Annotated in this window: 17 protein-coding genes; 8 read left to right on the top strand and 9 right to left on the bottom strand. The window is 45.2% G+C overall.

The window, feature by feature from the left end; genetic code table 11:
- Positions 1-28: 28 nt before the first annotated feature.
- Positions 29-2,356 (bottom strand): TonB-dependent receptor, encoded by a 2,328-nt coding sequence (locus ACRD6K_RS13630; protein WP_430973684.1) that lies wholly within the window; start codon positions 2,354-2,356, stop codon positions 29-31.
- Positions 2,357-2,625: 269 nt separating this feature from the next.
- Here ACRD6K_RS13630 and ACRD6K_RS13625 point away from each other — a divergent pair, with 269 nt between their 5' ends.
- The 3 genes from ACRD6K_RS13625 to ACRD6K_RS13615 all read left to right on the top strand — a co-directional run bounded on the left by ACRD6K_RS13625 (position 2,626) and on the right by ACRD6K_RS13615 (position 4,753).
- Positions 2,626-3,204 (top strand): FKBP-type peptidyl-prolyl cis-trans isomerase, encoded by a 579-nt coding sequence (locus ACRD6K_RS13625; protein WP_299580669.1) that lies wholly within the window; start codon positions 2,626-2,628, stop codon positions 3,202-3,204.
- Between the two features lie 64 nt (positions 3,205-3,268).
- Positions 3,269-4,342 (top strand): chorismate synthase, encoded by a 1,074-nt coding sequence (aroC, locus tag ACRD6K_RS13620; protein ID WP_430973683.1) that lies wholly within the window; start codon positions 3,269-3,271, stop codon positions 4,340-4,342.
- The gene (locus ACRD6K_RS13615; protein WP_299580663.1) at positions 4,343-4,753 is read left to right on the top strand and encodes a DUF134 domain-containing protein; all 411 of its coding nucleotides are present in this window, start codon (positions 4,343-4,345) and stop codon (positions 4,751-4,753) included.
- Here ACRD6K_RS13615 and ACRD6K_RS13610 read toward each other — a convergent pair.
- Positions 4,750-6,168, bottom strand: coding sequence for a dicarboxylate/amino acid:cation symporter (locus tag ACRD6K_RS13610; RefSeq protein ID WP_430973682.1), 1,419 nt, complete (start codon positions 6,166-6,168; stop codon positions 4,750-4,752). The two genes, ACRD6K_RS13615 and ACRD6K_RS13610, sit on opposite strands and share 4 nt — an antisense overlap.
- A 133-nt stretch (positions 6,169-6,301) precedes the next feature.
- Between ACRD6K_RS13610 and ACRD6K_RS13605 the strand changes: the two genes are divergently transcribed.
- The 4 genes from ACRD6K_RS13605 (at position 6,302) to ACRD6K_RS13590 (ending at position 11,739) form a co-directional block, all read left to right on the top strand.
- The gene (locus ACRD6K_RS13605) at positions 6,302-8,083 is read left to right on the top strand and encodes an L-fucose isomerase (protein WP_430973681.1); all 1,782 of its coding nucleotides are present in this window, start codon (positions 6,302-6,304) and stop codon (positions 8,081-8,083) included.
- A 122-nt stretch (positions 8,084-8,205) separates the two neighbouring features.
- Positions 8,206-9,345 (top strand): DUF6786 family protein, encoded by a 1,140-nt coding sequence (locus ACRD6K_RS13600; RefSeq protein ID WP_430973680.1) that lies wholly within the window; start codon positions 8,206-8,208, stop codon positions 9,343-9,345.
- A gap of 48 nt (positions 9,346-9,393) precedes the next feature.
- Positions 9,394-10,686, top strand: coding sequence for an L-fucose:H+ symporter permease (gene fucP, locus ACRD6K_RS13595; protein WP_430973679.1), 1,293 nt, complete (start codon positions 9,394-9,396; stop codon positions 10,684-10,686).
- Positions 10,687-10,746: 60 nt separating this feature from the next.
- Positions 10,747-11,739, top strand: a complete 993-nt coding sequence (locus ACRD6K_RS13590; protein WP_430973678.1) for a GntR family transcriptional regulator — start codon at positions 10,747-10,749, stop codon at positions 11,737-11,739.
- A 202-nt stretch (positions 11,740-11,941) separates the two neighbouring features.
- Here ACRD6K_RS13590 and ACRD6K_RS13585 read toward each other — a convergent pair whose 3' ends face one another.
- The 6 genes from ACRD6K_RS13585 to ACRD6K_RS13560 form a co-directional block, all read right to left on the bottom strand.
- A complete protein-coding gene (locus ACRD6K_RS13585; protein WP_299580645.1) occupies positions 11,942-12,874 on the bottom strand; it encodes a magnesium transporter CorA family protein in 933 nt (310 codons plus the stop codon).
- A 255-nt stretch (positions 12,875-13,129) separates the two neighbouring features.
- Positions 13,130-14,158, bottom strand: a complete 1,029-nt coding sequence (locus ACRD6K_RS13580; protein ID WP_430973677.1) for a glycoside hydrolase family 43 protein — start codon at positions 14,156-14,158, stop codon at positions 13,130-13,132.
- Between the two features lie 82 nt (positions 14,159-14,240).
- Complete coding sequence (locus ACRD6K_RS13575) at positions 14,241-16,715, bottom strand: AsmA family protein (protein WP_430973676.1); 2,475 nt, start codon at positions 16,713-16,715, stop codon at positions 14,241-14,243.
- A gap of 177 nt (positions 16,716-16,892) precedes the next feature.
- Positions 16,893-18,149 carry a competence/damage-inducible protein A gene (locus tag ACRD6K_RS13570; protein WP_430973675.1) on the bottom strand — a complete coding sequence of 419 codons (1,257 nt, stop codon included), beginning with the start codon at positions 18,147-18,149 and terminating at the stop codon, positions 16,893-16,895.
- An 86-nt stretch (positions 18,150-18,235) separates the two neighbouring features.
- Positions 18,236-18,610, bottom strand: a complete 375-nt coding sequence (locus ACRD6K_RS13565; RefSeq protein ID WP_430973674.1) for a four helix bundle protein — start codon at positions 18,608-18,610, stop codon at positions 18,236-18,238.
- Positions 18,611-18,711: 101 nt separating this feature from the next.
- Positions 18,712-19,941: a M48 family metallopeptidase gene (locus ACRD6K_RS13560; RefSeq protein ID WP_430973673.1), complete on the bottom strand. Its 1,230-nt coding sequence runs from the start codon at positions 19,939-19,941 to the stop codon at positions 18,712-18,714.
- Positions 19,942-20,181: 240 nt separating this feature from the next.
- On the opposite strand from ACRD6K_RS13560, the gene ACRD6K_RS13555 reads away from it, so the two are divergent.
- Entirely contained in the window at positions 20,182-21,762 is a 1,581-nt protein-coding gene (locus ACRD6K_RS13555; RefSeq protein WP_430973672.1) for a sulfatase family protein, read from the top strand.
- A gap of 315 nt (positions 21,763-22,077) precedes the next feature.
- On the opposite strand, the gene ACRD6K_RS13550 is transcribed toward ACRD6K_RS13555, so the two are convergent.
- The gene (locus ACRD6K_RS13550) at positions 22,078-22,383 is read right to left on the bottom strand and encodes a hypothetical protein (protein ID WP_430973671.1); all 306 of its coding nucleotides are present in this window, start codon (positions 22,381-22,383) and stop codon (positions 22,078-22,080) included.
- Positions 22,384-22,567: the final 184 nt, after the last annotated feature.

The raw sequence follows: 22,567 nt of genomic DNA, 5'->3' as shown, positions 1-22,567 counted from the left end.
CTTTTTGTTGCAGGCCTGTTAGGCCAGACTAGTTGAAGAGTTTAACACCGAAAAATATTGTTTGTGGTTTAGCCGGACCGTATACGTAGTTGCTGTCTCGGTATTTTCCTTGGTCAAAATCATCTTGGTATTGATTAAATACATTGTTGATTCCGCCAAAAAGCTGTAGGTTCGAATCGAGGTGAGGCAGCTTGAAATCATAGGACAACTTGATGTTGGTTTCCCAAAAGGTGTCGGATTCAAATAAAACATCTGCCTCAGGTGTTCCTGCATCGCCTGCCAGTCCGTAGTGAGGAATCAGCATGGAGCCGGTGTAAATGCCGGAAAGGGTGGCTTTAAATGGACTCTCGGGCGTGTAGGCAAGTGTAAAGTAGCCGTATGAGTCGGGGGTGCGAAGGTAATCTTTGGTTCCTGCAATGTCGGCCGACCAAGCCACTTCATCGTCGTATTGACTCTTTTGTAAGGTTAATCCGCCTTCCAGTTGCAGTTTCTGGTTGAAATTGGCCCGTGCTTCAAATGTTCCACCAAATACCTGCGAGTTTCCGCCATTTCGTTTCTCCAGAATTGAATTTCCTTCCGGAGTATTGTCCATTTCTTCTAAAATGAAAGCATCTTTCAGTTGGGTGTAAAATCCTTCGATGGTAAACCCATAAATATGCGATTCCGTAGCGCGGTCCCAGTTCAGCGAAGTGCTGATGCTTTGAGAGCGCTCTTCATCCAGCTGATCTGCCAGCTGAACTTGTTGAATGCCACCGCCCGAAAAAGCGATGTGCATGTCGGTGTCGAAGGCCTGTGGTGCCCGAAAACCTGTTGACCAGGAGATTCGGTACTGGGTTTCCTGGTTAAACTTGTACAGCGCGGATACGCGTGGATTAAGAATGATTTTGTCCACATAGTTATGCTGATCGGCACGAACACCCGTGAGCAGGTTTAGTTTTGAAGTGACAGACCAATCACTTTGCAGGTAGAAACCCAGGTTTTTGGAGGTCTGATCAAGCAGGTAGTCGTAGGTTTCAATTTCATCATTCACCTGATTGTAGTTGTATTCTAATCCGGTAGTGATGATGTTGGGGCCACCAAAAAAGTCAAACAAGGTATGGTTGACTTGCACGCCTCCAATAAACGTGTTGTTGTCGGTATTTCCATAGGGAGGAAGCGCATTGTGAGCGATGATTTCTTCATCAGTGTCTGGGCGAATGCCGGTGTAGTGCTTGCGTTCGGTGTATTGACCGGCCAAAAATGCCGAAAGCGAAGTCCGGTTGTTGTCGAAATCCAACGAGTAATCCAGACCACCCATCAGAATATCATGGGTCCGTTCTTCCGACTGATCGGCCAGATAAGCTGGCTCATCGTTCTTGTTTCCACCACGGCGATATTCATGCAGACTGGCAAAATTCATCTCCAGTTTCTGATTTTGGTTTAATCGAAAATACGAGTTAAATCCGAATGAATTGTTTTGAAGGGCGGTCATTTCCGAGAAGCCATCATCGTTGTGATCGTAGGCTTGGCGGTCTCTTCGCGATACAAATATGGTTGCACCAGCATTGCGCTGGGTCGTGAGCAGGGTCACGTTTCCATTGATGTGATTGTCGTTGGCATCTCCGTTGATGACAGCATTGTTCATGGACAGACTATAGGCATTGCGTGACGGAAATTTCGTGATGACATTAACTGTTCCGCCAATAGCACTGGAGCCATACAAGGCAGAAGCACCGCCACGAACCACTTCAATTCGGTCAACCATTTCCGTTGGAATTTGCTCCAGCCCGTAAAGCCCGGTCAGCGGACTGAAAATTGGGCGGCTGTTGATCAGGATTTGGGAATAAGCGCCTCCCAGTCCATTCATCCGCAATTGCGAATAATTACAGGTTTGGCAGTCTGTTTCCATACGTAAGCCGGGTTGAAAGCTCAGCCCTTCTGAGATGGTGTTGGCTTGCACATAGTCGAATATTTTAGAGTCCAGCACATTGACAATAACTGCAGACTCGGTTTGGCGTTTAAACGTTTTGGTGCCGGTAACAACGACCTCATCAACAGCCAGACTTTTCTTTTCCAGCAGAAAGTTGAGTTCGATGCTTTGACCCTGTATCAGGTCCACCGACTTTTCAACCGGCTTATATCCGATCATCTTGGCAATGATGGTATGCTTTCCAACCGGGAGGTTAACCAGCATAAAGTGTCCGGTTTCATCGGTAACGGTTCCATAGTTGGTGCCTTTAATGTAAACATTGACAAACGGGATGTGCTCTCCTTCAGCCTTCACATCTCCGAAGATATTGGCATCTGTTCGTTGCGCAAGCAGTTGGGTAGAAGTAAGCAGGAGCAGTATGCCAATGAATAAAGAGATTCTTTTCATGGTAATTCTATTTGTTGTTTTTTGAACTAAAAATATTACAACCAAATAGGCCAATAAAAGTTCCGAATTAGCTTCCCGAAAAGGAATTATTCATAAATAGTTAATATTGAATATTAAGTTTTATAAATTATTGACTAGAGAATTAAACCAACCGAATTTTATGATGTTATCATTAAATGTGCAAGTTGGAGCAAAGAGGCACCTTTCATTATATGAATGTTTTTTATTTCTTTGCACTAATTATTCAAAATCAATCTAAATAGTTTAAAATGGCGATTACTAAAAACAAAATGGTTTCTTTGACTTACGATCTAAGAATCGAAGGAGCGAACGGAGAATTGATTGAACAAGCAACGGCTGAGAAACCACTAAACTTTGTTTATGGTGCTGGTTTGATGATGCCTAAGTTTGAAGAGCTGTTAGAAGGGCTTGAGCAAGGTAACGACTTCAATATAAATCTTTCATGCGAAGAAGCCTACGGGCAGATCGATGAAAATGCGATTGTTGATCTTCCGAAACACCTGTTTTTGGTGGAAGGAAAATTTGACGATGAAATCATTAAAGTTGGTAACACGGTTCCAATGATGAGTGCCAGTGGTCAACGCATGAACGGCTTGGTACTAGAAATTACCGATGAAAACGTAAAAATGGATTTCAACCATCCTTTGGCTGGAGAAGATTTGTTCTTTACGGGTAAAGTACTGGAAGTGCGCGATGCTACTGATGAGGAAATTGCAGCAACTGTGCAAGGTGCCGGCTGCGGATGTAACAGCGGTGGCTGTGGCTGCGAAGAAGAAGGCTGCTCAACAGAAGGAGCAAATCAAGGTGACTGCGGTTGCGGTTGCTAAGAAATAAAACGAATTCTCACGATTGCTCCTGAACATTCAGGAGCAATATTTTTTTATCATAAGCATGAATAGCTTTGGACAAATTTTCAGATTAACCTCGTTTGGGGAATCCCATGGAGTTGGAATTGGTGGTATTATTGACGGCTGCCCTGCTGGTATTGAAATCGACCTGGATTTTATTCAGCATGAGCTGGATCGAAGAAAACCCGGTCAGTCAAAAATTACCACCCAACGTCAGGAGTCGGATCAGGTAGAGTTTCTATCCGGTATTTTTGAAGGAAAAACCCAGGGAACTCCCATAGGTTTTTTAATTCGAAATAAGGATCAACATTCCAATGATTACAACAATCTGAAAGATGTTTTCCGGCCATCGCATGCCGATTACACGTATCTGAAGAAATATGGAAGCCGCGATCATCGTGGTGGAGGCCGCTCTTCGGCCCGCGAAACTATTGCCCGCGTAGTAGCCGGTTCCATTGCCAAGTTGATGCTGAAACAAGTGGGTATTAACATTCATGCCTTTGTGCAGCGGGTAGGCGATATTGAATTGACCAAAAGCTATCAGGAACTGGATTTGAACCAGACCGAAAGTAATATTGTTCGTTGTCCCGATCCGGAAACTGCTGATAAAATGATTGCTCGCATTGAACTGGCCGGCAAAAATCACGATACTGTTGGTGGTGTGGTTCAAGGCGTTGTGCAAGGCGTTCCGGTTGGTTTGGGCGAACCGGTTTTTAACAAGTTACATGCCGATTTAGGCCATGCCATGTTGGGAATTAATGCTGTAAAAGGCTTTGAATATGGCTCTGGTTTTGACGGTACCCGCCTGAGTGGTTCTGAGCACAATGATGTGTTTGTCAAGTCAGAAAAAGGCATACGTACAAAAACCAATAACTCCGGAGGAATCCAAGGAGGAATTTCCAATGGAGAGGATATTTATTTCAATGTGGCCTTTAAGCCCATTGCGACTTTGCTGAAAGAGCAGCAGACGGTCGATAAAGATGAAAATGAAATAACGATCAATCCCAAAGGTCGTCATGATCCCTGTGTGTTACCACGTGCTGTCCCCATTGTAGAAGCAATGGCAGCCTTGGTTATTGCTGATCATTATTTGTTGAGTAAAATAAATCATAATTAGATGCCTCGTAAAAAACGACAACGTCGACTATTGGCTCCGCCTTCGGTGAAGGGATTCTCGGTGTTCGGGCCTAAAAACAGAGCAGAACAAGTTGTGCTTTTCTTTGAAGAATATGAGTCCATCAAATTACTGGACTATGATAATCTGACCCAGGAAGAGGCCGCCGTATGCATGGATGTTTCGCGCCCAACACTGACTCGTATTTATGAGTCGGCGCGCAACAAAGTTGCCCAAGCCATGGTTGAAGGTAAAGACTTGTTGATTCGTGGCGGAAACTTTCAGTTTGATGAAAACTGGTATCGTTGCAACGCGTGTAACGCTAAATTCAATATGGCCAGTTCGGAAGAGAACTGTCCGGTTTGTCATTCTTCTGAAATTATTTCCTTAAACGAGTTTTACAAGGAAGACTAAACCTGAAGTGTTTCGCCTTCGCTTTTAGCAATTAAAACGGCTCCACAACTATCACTCCACACGTTAGTTGCTGTGCGAAACATGTCTAAAATTCGATCAACGGCAAGGACTAAGCCAATTCCTTCAAGCGGAAGTCCGACTGCAGCCAGAATTACACTAATCATTACCAATCCGGCCATAGGAATGGCCGCAGCGCCAATGGAGGCAAGCAAAGCGGTTGTCACGATAATGGCCTGTTGCCCAATGCTCAGATGCTGTCCGTACGCTTGGGCAATAAAAATGGCTGCCACACATTCATAAAGCGCTGTTCCATCCATATTAATCGTGGCCCCCAGGGGTAAAGTAAAACTGCTAATTTTGTTCGACACGCCGGACTTGGATTCAACGGCCTCAATCGTTAGCGGGAGTGTGGCTCCTGATGAAGAAGTTGAAAAGGCTGTTAGCAGGGGAGTGGTCATGTTTCTGAAATGCTTTAGAGGATTTATTTTTCCCAGGACTTTTAATAGAAGAGGGATGCTGATAAAGAAATGAACTCCCAAGGCCAGAATTACCGTACCCATATAAATTCCCATACGCGACATCAGGCTGGTTAAATCATCCTGGTCGGCAATCACCTTGGCAACAATTCCAAAAATTCCAAGCGGAGTGAATTTGATGATGAAGAGTGTGATTTTCATCATCACATCAAACAGCGCGTTGAATGCCTTCTTCAGAATTTCCCGGTTGACAAGATCTGCTTTGGTAATGAAAAAGCCAAACAATACGGCAAAGAAGATGATGGAAAGCATATCGCTTTGATTGAAAGCCCGGAAGATATTCTCCGGAACAATCTCAATCAGGATATCGCGAAAAGATCGCTGCTTGTCGACCAACCCTTCTACATGTTGCTGAAAATTTAAGTCGGCACCAACACCGGGCTTGAATAAGTTCACAAAAAACAGGCCTGTAACAATGGCCAGCAGCGATGTAAGCACATAATAGCCCATTGTTTTAAGTCCTAAGCGCCCCAGGTTTTTACCCGTTCCAATGTTAGTAATCCCGGAAATCAGCGAACTCAAAATGAGTGGAATAATTAGCATTTTTAAGGATCGTAAAAACAGATCACCCATCCAGCTAATGGCATTTACCTGCGGGTTGTCGTAACTGGCCTTTTGAATCGTATTTTTATGAGCTTCAAACTCTTCCGCAGTTAGAATGCGTTTCAGGTTTGTGTTGAATTCATTCAGCGTGCTGAACTCGGCTCCTTTGTTGGATTCTATTTTAGTGACAACTTCCTTTGAAAGGAGCTTCTTTTCTAAATAACTGATTGTTTCTTGGTTGAAGGTGTACTGGGTTGGAAATAGAATACCATAAAAGATAGAAAGAATAAGGGCAATCAGGATTTGCCAATGGAGTTCGAGTTTAAATAGACGCATAGATGTGAATTAATATATGTACAAATCTAGCTATTTGATGCATGTTATCCAACATCTTTTTTATATCGAATTCTTTTTAATTTAGCAGCACAGTACAGCACAATACAATAAACTAATAAAAACACAAAAGACTATGAAAAATCGCTTAATCGGCCGGTTGCCTAAAGTTGGAATTCGTCCTACGATTGATGGACGTGAGCGCGGAGTTCGCGAATCACTTGAGGTTCAGACGATGAATATGGCTAAAGCAGCCGCTCAATTAATTGAAGAAAACCTGCGTTTCCCCTCTGGCGAAAAGGTGGAATGTGTAATTGCGGATACCACGATTGGTGGTGTGGCTGATGCTGCTCGTTGTGCCGATAAATTCAGCCGCGAAGGCGTAGGAGTTTCCCTGACTGTAACGCCTTGCTGGTGCTATGGTTCCGAAGTGATGGATACCGACCCGCTTATTCCCAAAGCTGTGTGGGGTTTTAATGGAACAGAACGCCCTGGAGCCGTTTACCTGGCTGCAGCATTGGCAGGATACACTCAAAAAGGCTTACCGGCTTTTGGTATTTATGGCCGCGATGTACAGGATTCTGATGATACCTCAATTCCGGATGATGTGCGCGAAAAAATCCTCCGATTTACAAAAGCAGCCCTGGCTTCAGCACAAATGAAAGGCAAATCTTATCTGTCGTTGGGCTACACGTCCATGGGAATTGCCGGTTCCATGGTGGACGCCAATTTCTTTCAGGATTACTTAGGCATGCGAACAGAGTTTGTGGAGTCGTTAGAAGTAATTCGTCGGATGGATGAAGGTATTTATGATCGGGAAGAGTTTGAAAAAGCGTTGGCTTGGGTGAAAGAAAATTGCCAGGAAGGCGAGGATCGCAATGCACCGGACAAACAACGTGATCGTGAACGTAAAGACTGGGAATGGGAAACTGTGGTTAAAATGACCCTGATCTGCCGCGACCTGATGATTGGTAATCCGAAACTGGCAGAGCTTGGCTTTGGTGAAGAAGCCCGCGGACATAACGCCATTGCAGGTGGTTTCCAGGGACAACGTCAGTGGACAGACTACTATCCGAATGCTGATTTTACAGAAGCTATTCTGAATTCATCCTTTGACTGGAATGGTTTGCGTGAAGCATTTATCTTTGCAACAGAGAACGATAGCCTGAATGCTGTTCCCATGTTGTTTGGCCATTTATTGACCAATACCGCCCAGATTTTCTCTGATGTTCGTACCTACTGGAGCCCGGAAGCGGTTAAGCGTGTTACCGGAAAAGAACTTACCGGGCTGGCTCGCGATGGTGTGATTCACCTGATCAACTCCGGATCAACAACTTTGGATGCTACGGCTCAACAAAAAGATGAAGAGGGCAATCCGGTTATGAAACCATACTGGAATGTAACAGAAGATGAGGCACAAGCTTGTTTGGACAATACGCGCTGGTGCCCGGCAAGTCTGGGATATTTCCGTGGTGGTGGCTATTCTTCGCAATTTAAAACGGCCGGAAAAATGCCTGTGACCATGTCACGCGTTAACCTGGTGAAAGGCTTAGGACCAGTGCTTCAAATTGCTGAAGGTTGGACGGTTGAACTGCCTGAAGATGTTCATGCCGTACTGGATGAACGCACCGATCCAACCTGGCCTACAACTTGGTTTGTGCCACGCTTGAATGATTCTGATGCCTTTAAAGACGTCTATAGCGTCATGGCCAATTGGGGAGCCAATCACGGTGCAATCAGCTATGGTCATATTGGAGCTGACTTGATTACCCTGGCTTCAATCCTGCGGATTCCGGTTTCAATGCACAATGTGGATGAAAAAGACATCTTCCGTCCAAGTGCATGGGCTTCATTCGGAATGGACAAGGAAGCTGCGGATTACAAAGCTTGCCAAACGTATGGTCCAAATTATGGATAACTATATTGTTTAATATTTTTGTTATGAAACATGGAGTCGTTTCAATAATAATTGGCATTTTAGCTGTTTCATTAATGGCAACCAATTGGTCTTGCAACGATAATAACAGAAAGACGAAACCTATGGAATTTCATAAAGGCCAGTATGGCTATGATTTAACACAACTTCAAGAACATTATTCAACAATAGAATTGGTAGCGGGATCATCACGTTTAGTGGTGGTCCCCGAATTCCAAGGTCGGGTAATGACCAGCACGACCTCGGGTGAAGCGGGCTACTCTTTTGGATGGATCAACCACGATTTGCTGGGAAGCAGCGAGTTGTCGGAACAATTTAACCCTTTTGGAGGAGAAGAGCGTTTTTGGATTGGCCCCGAAGGAGGACAATTTTCGTTTTACTTTGAGCCGGGCAAACCCATGACCATGGGAAACTGGCGGGTGCCAGCGGCTATTGATTCGATGCCTTGGGATGTGATTGAAGCCAACCAGGAAACGGCGACTTTTCGGAAAAGTTTTGACCTAACCAACTATTCCGGAAACGAGTTTGCCATGGAAATTACCCGGCGGGTAAGTATTATTGACCCGATTGAGCTGGAAGAGTTTCTGCCTATTCAGCTGGATGAATCTGTTCGTGTGGTCGCTTACGAATCGCTGAATCAGCTTAAGAATACCGGTGCTACTGAATGGAATAAGGAAACAGGCATGCCATCTATCTGGATGCTGTCCATGTACCAACCCTCGCCCGAAGTGACCTTGGTGGTTCCTTACAAAAAAGATGGTGAAGGGACTGTCGTTACGGATGATTACTTTGGAAAAGTTCCAGAAGACCGCATTGCTGTTGACGATGTGGCTGTGTATTTGAAAGCTGATGGGAAACACCGCAGCAAGATTGGCATTTCACCCCAACGAGCCTTGCCGGTTTTGGGGAGTTATGATGCTCAAAATCAGTGCCTGACCATCCTGTTGTGCTCCCTGGATTCAACCTCAGCAGACTATGTCAATTCTTCGTGGGAGGAAGTCCAGGCCGAACCATTTAAAGGCGATGCCATTAATGCCTACAATGATGGTCCTCTGGCGGATGGCAGTCAATTGGGGCCGTTTTATGAGTTAGAATCATCCTCTTCTGCAGCTGCGTTGAAAGCAGGGGAGGTAAAAATGCATTTCCAGCGAACATTTCATTTTGAAGGAGATGAAGCAGCTTTAAATCCAATTGCTGAAAAACTGTTGGGTGTTTCAATTCAAACCATTAAATCAAAACTATAGGTCGAAACAACGAATTTATAAACCAAACAAACTAAAATCAAACTAAACGTGAAAACAAAACATAAAGTTGTTCCTTCGGAACTACTCGTCCCCTTCATTCTAATAACCAGCCTTTTTGCCTTGTGGGGCTTTGCCAACGACATTACAAACCCGATGGTGGCTGCTTTCAAAACAGTGATGGAAATTTCCAATGCCAAGGCTGCCTTGGTGCAGTTTGCCTTTTACGGGGGCTACGCCACCATGGCAATTCCTGCGGCATTAATTATAAAACGCTATAGCTACAAGGTGGGGATCCTTATTGGGCTGGCCTTATATGCCATTGGAGCGCTGTTGTTTTTTCCGGCTGCGCAGTACGAGGTGTTCGGATTTTTTCTGGTTTCCCTGTATATTTTAACCTTCGGTCTGGCTTTTTTGGAAACAACTGCCAATCCTTATATTTTGGCTATGGGACCGGAAGAAACGGCTACCAGACGTTTGAATCTGGCGCAGTCGTTTAATCCCATGGGATCCATCTTGGGGATGTTTGTTGCTTCACAGCTGATTCTGTCATCGCTGGAGTCGGATAAGCGGGATGCTGCCGGCAACCTGATCTTTGAAACCCTGGGAGCCGCTGAAAAGGCCGCCATTCGTACCCAGGATTTGCAGATTATTCGTAATCCGTATGTTATACTTGGCTTTTTTGTCATCTTCATGTTTGTGGTTATTGCCATGGCGAAAATGCCAACCCGTGCCAAAGCCGATCATACCATTCATGCCAAAGACATCTTCAAGCGGCTAATCAAAAATGCCAAATACCGTGAAGGCGTGATTGCCCAGGTGTTTTACGTGGGTGCACAAATCATGTGCTGGACTTTTATCATTCAGTATGCTGACAACCTGGGAATACCCAAAGCTGAGGCACAACGTTACAACATTGTTGCGATGGCCATCTTTATTATGAGCCGTTTTATCAGTACTTTTTTGATGAAATATTTGAATGCCCGGCTAATGCTGACTTTATTTGCAGTTGGAGGAATGCTGACAACAACGGGAGTGATTCTGATTCAGGGAATGCCCGGCCTGTATTTGCTGGTGGCTACTTCGGCTTTTATGTCGCTGATGTTTCCAACAATTTACGGGATTGCTCTTCATGGTCTTGGAGATGATGCTACCCTTGGGGCTGCCGGTTTGGTGATGGCCATTGTGGGCGGTGCTTTAATGCCGCCGTTGCAAGGGTTGATTATCGACCAGGGAACGATTGCCTGGTTGCCAGCCGTTAATTTCTCTTTCATTTTGCCCTTTATTTGCTTTGTGGTAATTGGTATTTATGGCTACCGATGCCTGAAAGTGCATTTGGATTGATGTGTTTTTGAGGCTTGTTTATTGGGAGGCACAAAGTGGGGGCGTATTAATTATAGAAGTATGGAATTTACATTTAAGTTGGATGAATCGTCATCGCAGACCAAAATGCAGCAATTGATTCATGCTATTAATGAAGCAATTAGCAGTGGCGTTTTGAATGAAGGCGATTTTTTGCCATCGGTTAATAAACTCAGCCGCGAAAGCGGTTTGTCCCGGGATACTGTTTTTAAGGCGTACACCACATTGAAGCAGCGCAGTGTAATTTCGTCAACACCAACCAAAGGCTATTTTGTAAGCCATGAGTCATTTAAAGTAATGGTGTTGCTGGATGACTTTAGTGCGTTTAAAGAGCAACTTTACACCAGCTTTCGAACGATTTTACCAGAGAATTACACGGTTGATTTGCTGTTTCATCATTACAATCCGGATGTGTTTGAACAGCTTATTTTGAATAGTTTGGGCAGATACAGCATGTATGTGGTAATGAATATTCAGAATGACCGCATTGAAAAGGTGGTTCGGAAAATTGACCCGAACAAGCTGTTAATTCTGGATATGGGAAAACCAGCTGATCGTGAAATAGCCTACATTGTGCAGGATTTTGAACAAGCCTTTTACAACTGCCTGCAGCAAGGTTTGGAACGAATTGCGACTTATGACGAGTTTAACCTGGTCTTTCCGGAATCGACCCCGCACCCACGGGTGGCAATTGATACCTTTAAAGGCTTTTGTCAGGAGAATAAGCTGAAGCATGCTGTTATTTCCCGCATCAAAAATAAGAGCATCGAACGTGGTCAGGCTTACCTGGTGATTAAAGAGGATGATTTGGTTTATATCATCAAATCCTGCAAACGTCAAGGGCTGGTGTTGGGAAAAGATGTTGGACTGATTTCCTACAATGATTCTCCGATGAAAGAGATTGTGGGCAACGGTATAACCGTGATCTCGGTCGATTTTGAAGAGATGGGGCGGAAGGCGGCCCATTTTGTTGGCAACAAGCAGAAAGTGTTTGAAACACTACCTCCCAAACTCATTTGGCGTGACTCGCTGTAACAAGCTTGCCGGGAATTTTCGGGAAGACTAAAATCGACTACCCCAAAAATACAAAGACCTCTGAATTCAACCTTCAGAGGTCTTTGCGTTAGTTGGCAAACCAATGATCCCCGGCATCGAAAAGGGAGGCGCTCAACTTTCGTATTCGCTAAGTTGCTGAAAATCTTGCTTGTCCGTTACCAAGAAAGATAATCAATTGAGTTCAGAATAAATCTTTCTTTCGGAAGATAATAATCCCCACCAGTGCCAGGAAGGCCGAAATTAAGATGACAAAGAAAAAGGCCCAGGGATTGTCCTCCAGATGATTGGGAACATTCATTCCGTATAAACTGGCAATCAAGGTTGGAATCATCAGGATGATGGAAATGGAAGCCAGCTGTTTCATCACCACGTTCAGGTTGTTGGAAATAACCGAAGCAAATGCGTCCATCATTCCGCTCTGAATATCAGAATAAATCTGCGACATTTCCAGAGCCTGCTTGTTCTCAATGATGGCATCTTCCAGCAAATCTTCGTTCAACTCCGTAATGTCTTTTTTCAGTGCATTGCGAAGTTTAGCGAGTACTATTTCATTGGCTTTTAGTGAAGTAATGAAAAAGACCAGGCATTTTTCCATCTTCAGCAGCTTATTCAGCTCTTTATTTCGAATGGATTTTTCCAGTTCATTTTCAATAAGTGCGGTCTGCTGGTTTATTTGTTTCAAGTAGCGCAGGTAAGTGCTTCCGGAGCGCAGAAACAGCTTGATTACAAAATTCAAATCATCATGAACCAACAGGCCTTGTCCCCGGTACAGCGCGGGCTTATCAACAGGAAGCACCTCATTGGGGGCTGAACACAAGGTAATGGTTAAGTTTTCTGTTCGGAAAATGCCCAGCGGAACGGTATAATACGGCACGCCATTGGACGGGCTTTCCACCGGAATGCGCAGAATGATCAGCGACCAATCTTCATCAACCTCATAGCGCGGTCGTTCGTCCACGTCAAGAATATCCTGAATGATGTCAGCAGGAACATTAAATTCGGTCTGAATGCGATTGATTTCGTCTTGAGATGGCTGAACAACATTGATCCAGCAGCCATTTTCAGCTTTTGGGATTTGCACGTAACCACCAAAGCTTTTGAAGATTTTAAGCATGATTTTGCCTCCTTTTAATTCTTGCGCAGGAGGCAGCCGGCCCTCCTACAACGAGGTTAATAATTCGTTTTTCTGATGACCAGGGTCTTCGTCCATGAGATTGTTTTTTTATTGCGTTGCAAAGCTACGAAAACAAGTTTAAAGAAGAACAAACTCCAAAAGTTTTGTACGGAAGAACGGGGGAGGAGAGCGAAAACGCATTTCAACAGGCTGTTCTTTTGCCAGTTCCTGTTGAAATGCAGTGTTACCTATTTGTTAGCTCGAAGGGAGTGTACGTTGTTTGACTCCTTCAAAAGTCATTTTCACGGGTTGAATGGTTCCATCTTCGTTGAAGTACATGCGGTCGATACAAATCACCCGATGGTCGCGGTCCTGGTTCGGAATTGGCCGACGATGATAAATGATGTACCAGTCATCAGTTCCGGGAATATTAAGAACCGAATGGTGACCGGCTCCGGTGGCAATATCCGGATCTTGCTCCAAGACCGTGGCCATGCGCTCGAAAGGGCCAAACGGACTGTCGGCAATGGCATAAGCCACTTTATAGGTGGAATTGCCCCAGCCACCTTCGGACCACATGAAATAATACTGACCGTTGCGAATAAAGAAGGTTGGGCCTTCCACATAGCCTTCCGGCGTAATTTCCCGAACCATTTCACCATTTTCAAAAGGAATGAGTTGGGTGAAGTCATCGCTGACTTGTGCGATGTTGCAATGGCCCCAGCCGCCATAAACCAGGTAGTACTTGCCATCCAAGGCTTTAAATACAAATTGATCGATGGGTTGGGCGCCGTTGTAAAACTCCTGAATCAGTGGTTTTCCCAGCAAATCGGAGTAGGGGCCCTCGGGCTTATCAGCCACGCAAACACCAATTCCGCCCTGCTTGTTTTTGTCACCCAGCTTGGCATCGTACAAGGGGCCGGATTCATTTTGAATGTCATTCCCGGCAAAAAACAAGTAATACTTGTTGTCCTTTTCAATAATGGATGGGGCCCACATGGCTTTGTGCACCCAGCTTACAATCCCGGTGTCAATCACGTGTTCGTGCTTGGTCCAGTTAACCAGATCATCTGAAGAAAAAGCGTCGAGAAAAACCTGTTCTTCATATTTGGCCGAATAAGTTGGAAAAATCCAGTACTGATTGTTTAAAATCGCGACTTCGGGGTCGGCATACCAGCCTTCGGCTATCGGATTGCCTGAGCTTAAGGGGGCGCTGGAATCTTTCGGCACTTGCCCGCAGGCCAGCATTGCTGCCAGTGGCAGCAGGAGAATTGTTTTTTTCATGGTTAGTTTGGTTTATTGATTTAAAAAAGTCTCTTAAAGCCTATCTTCGAATAGGCTTTAAGAGACTTGGCAACAGCCTGAGTTAGTTAAATAACTTCTTTAATTGGTTTCCTATTTTTTCAACCGATTTATCCAGTTCTTTTTTGGTTGACTTTTTTACTTCTTCCTGAATTTCCTTTTTGGCCTGGCTTAAATCCAGCGATACTTTGGGTTGGGTTAAATCGCCGGCAATGTTTACCGTAATCGGAATGAGGGTGATGTTTTTCGAGCCTGGCAAAAAGCCCAGAGCATTGTCAATATCCCCGCTCAAATCATCGCGGTTTACCTTAAAGTCCATCTTCAGGTCGAGCACCTTTGTTACAGAAAGGTTACCGTGAATGTCTACATCCTGGTCGGCAATCTTTGTTTTGAATGGCTTCATTTCCACATTGCCCTTATTCAGGCTAAAGTGGGCGGTGAAATCATCAACCTTAACATTTTTCAGCTTTTCCTTTTTAATGAAATTCTTGATTTGATCGAACGTGGGGGAATCAACGATTTGCAGGTTTTGCGTGTTGAAAAGTCCATCTCCGTCCAGACTTGACGTAATAATTTCAAGCTTTTCATTGAGCTGTCCGTTGAATTTTATTTGGGTTGAAATGTCTCCCTGGCTGCGTGCCGCAATGGGGATATACTGCTGCATCAGGCCAAACGACTGATAAGCCGCCGGAATTTTAATGGCGCTGATATTCATGTTAAAGTCGAAGAAAGGTTGGTTGGCATCGTTACTTTTGTAGGAGCCATCTACGGTCATTTTACCTTGCAACATGTCCATATTCAGCTGTTTCAAAACCAGCATCCGGTCTTTCACCACAATCGACCCAACGATGTTCTGAATGTCCATTTTATCAAAAGTAGCCCGCTTGATGTTGGAGTTGAAGGCCAAATCGAGGTTAGCCGGAACCTGGAAAGCAATAACGCTGTCTGTTACAGCTGTTGTTGTTACCGTATCCTCTGCCATCAGGTTTGCCAGCTCGTTGAAGTTCAGGTAATTTGAACTCAGCGTGAAATCACCTTTCAAGGTTTTGTCCATCAGGAAGTATTGCAGGTAGTTCGATAGTTTTCCTTTGAGCTGAAAGTCACTTTGCCCGGTTTTGGCGTTCAGCGAACTAAGGGTAATTGCCGTGTTGTCCACTTTTAAAGAGCCCGAACTAATTTCAACGGTTTGATTAATTTGTGGGGTTTTAATGCTAAAATCTTTAAAGTTGACAGCACCTGAAGATGATATTTTCTGATAATCTTCTTTTTCAATGGCTGACATCCGTCCTTTGACGGCAAGGTTACCATCCATAACTCCTTTCAATTCCATGCTGTCCATCGGAATAATCTCAGCCAAGCGGGTGAAATCGATTTTTCCGTTGAAGTAAGCATCAAACTGAGGGTCGCTCATGGGCGTGGTAATGGTAAGGCGGGCGTCAATCGGATTTTCGCGAATTTGCGCATGAGCTTTGGAAACGTTCACCGTCAGCAGATCAAAGTCACCCTGAGGCTTGCTGATATGTCCATCCATCGAGATTTGCTCAATCTTTTCAGGTGAACCGGCGTAGTTCAGGCTAGCGTTTTTAACCAATAAGCGCAGGTCAATTTCGGGCATGTCATCTTCGTAGTACCAGCCTTTTACCATTCCTTCAAAACCAGCTTCTCCAGTGGTTTTAATATCTTCCAGATAACTTTGGTAGCTCTGTGGTACCATGGCCAGCAAGGTCGTAAAATCACTTTGGGGTTGCTTAAACTTCAGGTCGAAGTACATGCTGTCCGAAGGCATTTCAAAGCGTCCGCTCAGGTCAAGGGGCAACTCATTCAGATGAAGGGTGGATTCTCCGAATTCAAAGTTCATTTTATCGTAGTCGGCCATCAGCTGACTTTTAACTTTCAAAACGGTGTTGCTCAGGTACTCGGTGGAGTCGTATTCAAATTTAAACTCGCCAACTTCTGCATCCAGGTCAAAGTGGGTAATTGTTCCTTCCATGCGTCCGCTGGCATCCAGGTTGGCATGCATCAGGGCCACCACCATGGCTGAGGCTTCGTCTTTGTAAATCAGGCTTAAGTCGCGCACTTCGATGTCCTGCAGCGAAATGGCCATGCCTTCGCCCGATTCTTCAACCGTTTCTACCTGGTCGCTGGCCTTAACAATGTCCCAGTTCACCTGGCCGGTTTGGCTGGCCAGCAGGTTGACCTGCGCTTCTTTTAAACGCAGACTTTGAATGGTGAAATCTTCGCCTTTGAACAAATCACTTAAGGAAATATCTGTTGCCAGTGATTGCATGCTTACCAATGTGTCCTGGGCAAAATCGCCGGTTCCAACAACCGTCAGGCCTTCCAGCTCAATCAAGACACTGGGAAAACTTCGCCACAGACTCAGGTTGAAGTCTTCGAACTCCACCTTGGCATTCACCTGGTTGTTGATGGTAGTTTTTACTTTTTGCAGCAAAGGACCTTTAAAAGCGATTGGAACAATGATAATTGCTGCCAGAAGCAGAATTATAATCACCGATACGGTCAGAATTACTTTTTTCATTTTTATTGTTTTTTTTAATTGTACTAACGTTTAGCTTCCTATACGCTTGGGTTAATTTGGCGTATTGGTTCGCTGATCGATTTAAGAACGTTTCAGTTGAATGAATTATTCACCTGTTACATATTCTTAATAGCGCTCGTAATTATTTTAGCGCAAAGCTGATTTTTCAAGAAATAATCATGCCAAACTTGGTTGCTCCGTCAAAATAAGTTGGCGCAACAAGTTAATGGCTGCCTGCGACGATCGCAAAATATTTCGTTCGCGGTTGTGTGCAAAAGTATAACGTTCCAGTTTGATGTTATGTTTGCTGATAACTGCAATCCATACGGTGCCCACCGGCTTATCGGGCGTACCACCATCGGGGCCGGCAATGCCTGTGGTGGCGATGGCATAGTCGGTTTGGAGCGCTTGCTGTGCCCCTTGAGCCATTTCAAGGGCCACTTCCTGGCTCACGGCTCCATGCGCTTCCAGCGTTTGTGGTTTCACCCCCAAAACGGCGGTTTTCACCTCGTTGGAATAAGCGACAATTCCACCTTTCAGGTAGGCTGAACTGCCTGGGTTGGAGGTAAACAAATGGGCAATATTACCTCCGGTGCAGCTTTCGGCAATGCTCAGGGTTGCTCCCAAACGGGCAAGCAGCTGGCCGGTTACGCCTGCCAGGGTATCGCCATTGTACCCAAATATGTTCTCTGGAATGAGCAGTTTCAGCAGGTCGATTTGCCGATGAACTTCTGTTTGCATTTGCTCCATTTGATTGCCATAGGCGCTGAGGCGAAGGCGAATCATAAGCTGGCTGGGCAGGTAGGCCAGTTTGATAAAATCCGGAAGAGCTTCTTCCCAGTGTTCAATTTTTTCGGCCAGCATGGACTCGGGGATGCCGTAAACCAACACCGTTTGATGATAAATTGATTTTGCTTTGCCGTTGGATGCCAATCGTGGAAGCACCTCTTCACTCATGATGCTTTTCATTTCGAAAGGTACGCCGGGCATGGAAACAAAAATGGTGTCGTTTTTCTCGAACCACATTCCCGGAGCTGTTCCTGTGGAATTGGTGAGCACCGTGCATTTGTCAGGTACCAGCGCCTGGTCCTTGTTCAACTGGTTCATAGCCACATTGCGTTTGGTCAGGCGTTCGGTTACGCGCTGCAGCACCGACTCATCCAGCACCAGCTGAGAATCGAAATAATCGCACAGCACTTTTTTGGTAATGTCGTCTTTGGTGGGGCCAAGCCCCCCGGTAATCAGCACCAGATCGGCATGCTTTTCGGCATTGGCCAGCGCTTCCATAATGTGGTCGTGCTTGTCGTGCACCGACGTAATTTGAAAAACCTCAATGCCGTGCAGGTTGAGCTGTTCGCCCATCCAGGCTGAGTTGGTGTCAACCACCTGACCAATTAAGATTTCATCTCCTATGGTAATAATTTCTGCTTTCATTTCCTTTTAGTTCCTGTTTTCATTTTGAGAAAGTGCGAGTGTGAGTGCGACTGCGACTGTGAGCTTTTGAGAATATGAGATTAGTCTCAGATGCTCCATTTGTCGGGGTGACGCTGCATGTTGACTAGCATTCCAATAATGTTTTCGTATTCTTGATTTAAGGTTTCATGGTCATCCTGAGAAATATAGCTGCATGCTACTGCAAAATCAAGCCAATTTTGAGTTTTTGCTGCTTCCGCTTCACTTTCATTTAATTTGTTGGTAAATGACTTTGGGTATTTTCTTCTGCGAAAAGCTTCCGAAATATTGCTGGACACCGAACGCGATGATCTGCGAATTTGATCAGTAAGTGAATAGGCTTCCTCTTTTGGAAAAGACTTGGATAAAACAAAAATTCTCATGGCTGCTTCGAAAGATTTTGTATAAACTTTCAAGTCTCGATGTGTTTTTATTGGTTCCATAGTTTTATCATTCAATGGTTGCAGTCTTTTATATTTCGTATCACACACACACACACACTCTCTCTCTCTCTCTCTCTTCCTTCCTTGCTCACCCTCTCTTATCACTTTCCACGTAGGGCCTTCAAGCGTTGCAAGAGTGGCGGGTGCGAATAATGGACAAAAACATAAGCCGGGTGGGGACGCAGGTTGCTCAGGTTTTTGACCGATAGTTTTTTCAAGGCTGAAGCCAGTGGTTCACCGCTGTAGTTTTGAGCGGCAAAGTCGTCGGCTTCGTACTCATTCTTACGCGATAAATGATTCATCCCAATGCCCATGATTGACGACAAAGGGGAGTATAAAATGCCAAAAGCAATGAGCCCGATGTGGAAACTGGGTTTGGCCACCCCTAAAGCCGCCGATAGTGCCGGGCTGTCAATCAGCAATGAAAAGATGAACAGCATCAAGCCGGTTTGAAGCAGACCAATCAGCAAGCTCCAGATAATATGTTTCTTTTTGTAATGCCCAATTTCATGAGCCAGAACGGCTACCAACTCTGGTATTTCCATGTCTTTGATCAGGGTGTCGTAAAGAACAATCCGCTTTTTGGGTCCTAATCCGGAAAAATAGGCATTGGCCTTGGTCGACCGTTTGCTGCCATCAATCACGTAAATATTATCCAGCTTGAAGCCCACTTTGCTGGCAAAATCCTGAATAGCTTGTTTTAGTTCCCCATCTTCCAGGGGCGTTTGCTTGTTGAAAAGCGGCACAATAAGCGAAGAGTAGAACATGGCCATAAAAACCGAAAAACCACTCACTACCAGCCACACATACACCCAGAACCACTCGCCGGTTTTCAGGTAAATGAAAATAATAAGCGCCAGCAAGCCGCCTCCAATGAGCGCGCCTAGCAGCCAGCCTTTTAGTTTGTCGAGCAGGTAGGTTTTCACGGTTGTTTTGTTGAACCCGTATTTTTCTTCAATCACAAACGTGCTGTACCAGTCGAAAGGAGTGGTAAGCAGGTCGGAGCCTAGCATCAGGATTCCGAAGAACAAGAGGGCTGCCCAAATGGGGTTGGAGGAAACCGATAGCGCCCAGTTGTTGACAATGGCAAACCCTTCGAAAAAGAACATCAACATCAGCAACACAAAGCTGAAAGAGCTGGTTAGCATGCCAAACCGATGATTGGTTCTTGAATAAGCCTGTTGCTTCCGGTATTTTTCTTCATCGTAAATTCCTTTTACTTCGTCGGGCAATTGAGTACTCCAACGGGTGGTATTGAGGTAATCCAACCAACGTTCCAGAATGAAATCAAAAATCAGGATGCCAATAATGATCCAGAATAAGGGTGTCATAAATTATTGCTTTATAAAATGCATTCAAAGGTAAAAAAAGCCATGGTAAAAGCTGAATAATCCCTCTTGATTATTGCCTGCCGGAAAAGAGTGGCGTCAGGATTTCGCGAAAGGAAAAACGATGCTTTTTCGATCCACTCACAAAAGAGATGGAATTTGTTCGTTTTCATGCTTCAAGGGGTTTTTTCTTCTGAATAATGTTCCTAGTTTTAAGGAGCAATTACTCATACTAACGAACTTATGAAACGAAACTTACCTTTGATTTTGGTTTCTTGCACCCTGCTGTTGGGAACCTGTTTTTCGTCTTGTCAGGAGGCGGAGCAATCCACAGAGCAGCCTCCCAATATTCTATTTTGTATAGCCGATGACCAGTCTTTCCCACATGCCGGAGCTTACGGTTGTGATTGGGTTAAAACTCCGGCCTTTGACCGCGTGGCCCGCGAAGGACTTCTGTTTACGCGCGCCTATACGCCTAATGCCAAATGCGCTCCTTCGCGCTCCTGCATTCTTACCGGGAGAAACAGCTGGCAACTGGAAGCCGCTGCGAATCATGTGCCTTATTTCCCTGAGAAATTTGAGACCTATGCCGAGGCCTTGCAAAAGCAGGGGTATTTTGTTGGTCATACGGCCAAAGGCTGGGCACCGGGCAATCCGGGCGAAATTGATGGGAAAAGGCGCGAGTTGCTTGGCCCTGCGTTCAATCAATTGAAAACAACACCGCCGGCCAGGTTCATTTCGAACATTGATTATGCAGCTAATTTTGAAACTTTCCTGGAGGCGCGGGCAGAGGGGCAGCCCTTCTGTTTTTGGTATGGTTCAACTGAACCCCATCGGGCGTATGAGTTTCGGGCAGGCGTAGAGAAGGGGGGCAAAAGCCTAACAGATATTGACCAGGTATTTGGCTTTTGGCCCGACAATGATTCAGTTCGTTACGATATGCTGGATTATGCTTTTGAGATTGAATATTTTGATCAGCACCTGGAACGTATGCTGAAGATGCTGGAAGATCAGGGACTTCTTGAAAATACATTGGTGGTTGTTACCGCCGACAACGGAATGCCCTTTCCCCGTATTAAAGGGATGGAGTATGAGCTTTCGAACCACCTGCCGCTGGCGATTATGTGGCCCCAAGGAATCGAAAAACCGGGACGGGTGGTGGATGACTTTGTGAGTTTTACCGATTTTGCCCCTACTTTTTTGGACGTTGCCGGCGTGAAGGAGCCTACCATGCAACCGATGGAAGGAGAGAGTTTGTTGCCTGTTTTTGAGAATTTGTCCGATGCATGCGGCCGGGAATTTATGGTGATTGGAAAAGAGCGTCATGACATGGGGCGACCTGATGATCAGGGGTACCCCATTCGCGGGCTTGTGACCAAAGAGTTTCTTTATCTGAGGAATTATCATCCGGAACGCTGGCCTTCGGGAAACCCGGAAACCGGATATATGAATTGTGATGGATCGCCTACTAAAAGCTGGGTGCTGAACAACCGGAGAGCCAATGGTGAAAGCTGGTTTTGGGAGATGAACTTTGGGAAACGACCGGCTGAAGAGTTGTATCAACTATCCAATGACCCGGAATGCCTGCGCAACCTTGCCGCAAAGCCGGATTACCAGGAAATTAAAGCCCAACTGGCAGAGCAAATGGAAGCAGAACTCAAGGCAGAAGGCGATCCACGGATGTTTGGACAAGGCGATCGTTTTGAGGATTACCCTTATGCAGAGGCAGCTACCCGAAACTTTTACAACCGGTTTATGGCTGGTGAAAAGGTTCGCGCAGGCTGGATCAATGCCACTGATATTGAAACGGAAAAGTTGGATTAGTAATCGCCGAATATCAACGGTTAAACTTAACAGAAGGGTTGCCAAAATAGATAATATATGCCCTTCGCTGCCGCATGATTGCATCGTGTGGCATCTCCAGTGAGCCCGGGATTTTACTGATCGGACGGCTCAAAGTCATCCGATCAGTAAGTCAATAGAAAAACTTCCTTTGGGGTGTTGCAGGCTCCGGTTTGCGATTGATTTGCCTAGCCCCCAAATGCATATTCAAAACCAAGCTCGGTAGAATCAGAATTAGCCGCACCTTCGAATCAATTAAAACCCGCCAGTAAGAGGGGTCCCAGGCTTCTTCGTAATTTAATTAAAGTTGCTATTAAGTTCAATTTGTTTTAACTTGTGTAATCGTATTGATAAACACCCGGTTGAGTGGCGTCGTTGGCCGGGAAAAACGATCGCTTGCTGGCCCCAATTACAGATAATAGGACGGGAGAGTTCGTAAAAGGCTGAAAGCACCGCACCATCCATGGTCCAGTACTGCCCGTTTGCCCGGGATTTGACAGAAAAACAGCAGGAAATAGCAGAAGTACGGTCTTCCTGCAATTCCGGGCGGTCTTGTCTCAATTCCGGCTGGTCTTGTTCCAATTCTGGGCGGTCTTGTTCCAATTCCGAGTGGTCTTATTGCAATTCCAGGCAGTCTTGTTACCATTCGGAATGGTAAGCTCCCGATTCTGTCTGGTCGTTTTGAATTCCGGCAGGGAGAGTGTTCAACTAACTGTGTCATGTAAACAAAAATGAATGTTTTAAAATTTACATGATATGGTAAAAGAAAAGTTTGATTACGAGAAGT

This window comes from Sunxiuqinia rutila, from assembly GCF_050589705.1.
Lineage (GTDB): Bacteria > Bacteroidota > Bacteroidia > Bacteroidales > Prolixibacteraceae > Sunxiuqinia > Sunxiuqinia rutila.
The sequence above is the reverse complement of the archived record's forward strand: the minus strand, read 5'-3'. Positions and strand labels throughout refer to the sequence as shown.

What these genes read in the sequence shown, in the direction of transcription:
- ACRD6K_RS13630 (WP_430973684.1), bottom strand. Translation starts at nt 2,356, where the DNA reads ATGAAAAGAATCTCTTTATTCATTGGCATACTGCTCCTGCTTACTTCT.
- ACRD6K_RS13625 (WP_299580669.1), top strand. Translation starts at nt 2,626, where the DNA reads ATGGCGATTACTAAAAACAAAATGGTTTCTTTGACTTACGATCTAAGA.
- aroC (WP_430973683.1), top strand. Translation starts at nt 3,269, where the DNA reads ATGAATAGCTTTGGACAAATTTTCAGATTAACCTCGTTTGGGGAATCC.
- ACRD6K_RS13615 (WP_299580663.1), top strand. Translation starts at nt 4,343, where the DNA reads ATGCCTCGTAAAAAACGACAACGTCGACTATTGGCTCCGCCTTCGGTG.
- ACRD6K_RS13610 (WP_430973682.1), bottom strand. Translation starts at nt 6,168, where the DNA reads ATGCGTCTATTTAAACTCGAACTCCATTGGCAAATCCTGATTGCCCTT.
- ACRD6K_RS13605 (WP_430973681.1), top strand. Translation starts at nt 6,302, where the DNA reads ATGAAAAATCGCTTAATCGGCCGGTTGCCTAAAGTTGGAATTCGTCCT.
- ACRD6K_RS13600 (WP_430973680.1), top strand. Translation starts at nt 8,206, where the DNA reads ATGGAATTTCATAAAGGCCAGTATGGCTATGATTTAACACAACTTCAA.
- ACRD6K_RS13590 (WP_430973678.1), top strand. Translation starts at nt 10,747, where the DNA reads ATGGAATTTACATTTAAGTTGGATGAATCGTCATCGCAGACCAAAATG.
- ACRD6K_RS13585 (WP_299580645.1), bottom strand. Translation starts at nt 12,874, where the DNA reads ATGCTTAAAATCTTCAAAAGCTTTGGTGGTTACGTGCAAATCCCAAAA.
- ACRD6K_RS13580 (WP_430973677.1), bottom strand. Translation starts at nt 14,158, where the DNA reads ATGAAAAAAACAATTCTCCTGCTGCCACTGGCAGCAATGCTGGCCTGC.
- ACRD6K_RS13575 (WP_430973676.1), bottom strand. Translation starts at nt 16,715, where the DNA reads ATGAAAAAAGTAATTCTGACCGTATCGGTGATTATAATTCTGCTTCTG.
- ACRD6K_RS13570 (WP_430973675.1), bottom strand. Translation starts at nt 18,149, where the DNA reads ATGAAAGCAGAAATTATTACCATAGGAGATGAAATCTTAATTGGTCAG.
- ACRD6K_RS13565 (WP_430973674.1), bottom strand. Translation starts at nt 18,610, where the DNA reads ATGGAACCAATAAAAACACATCGAGACTTGAAAGTTTATACAAAATCT.
- ACRD6K_RS13560 (WP_430973673.1), bottom strand. Translation starts at nt 19,941, where the DNA reads ATGACACCCTTATTCTGGATCATTATTGGCATCCTGATTTTTGATTTC.
- ACRD6K_RS13555 (WP_430973672.1), top strand. Translation starts at nt 20,182, where the DNA reads ATGAAACGAAACTTACCTTTGATTTTGGTTTCTTGCACCCTGCTGTTG.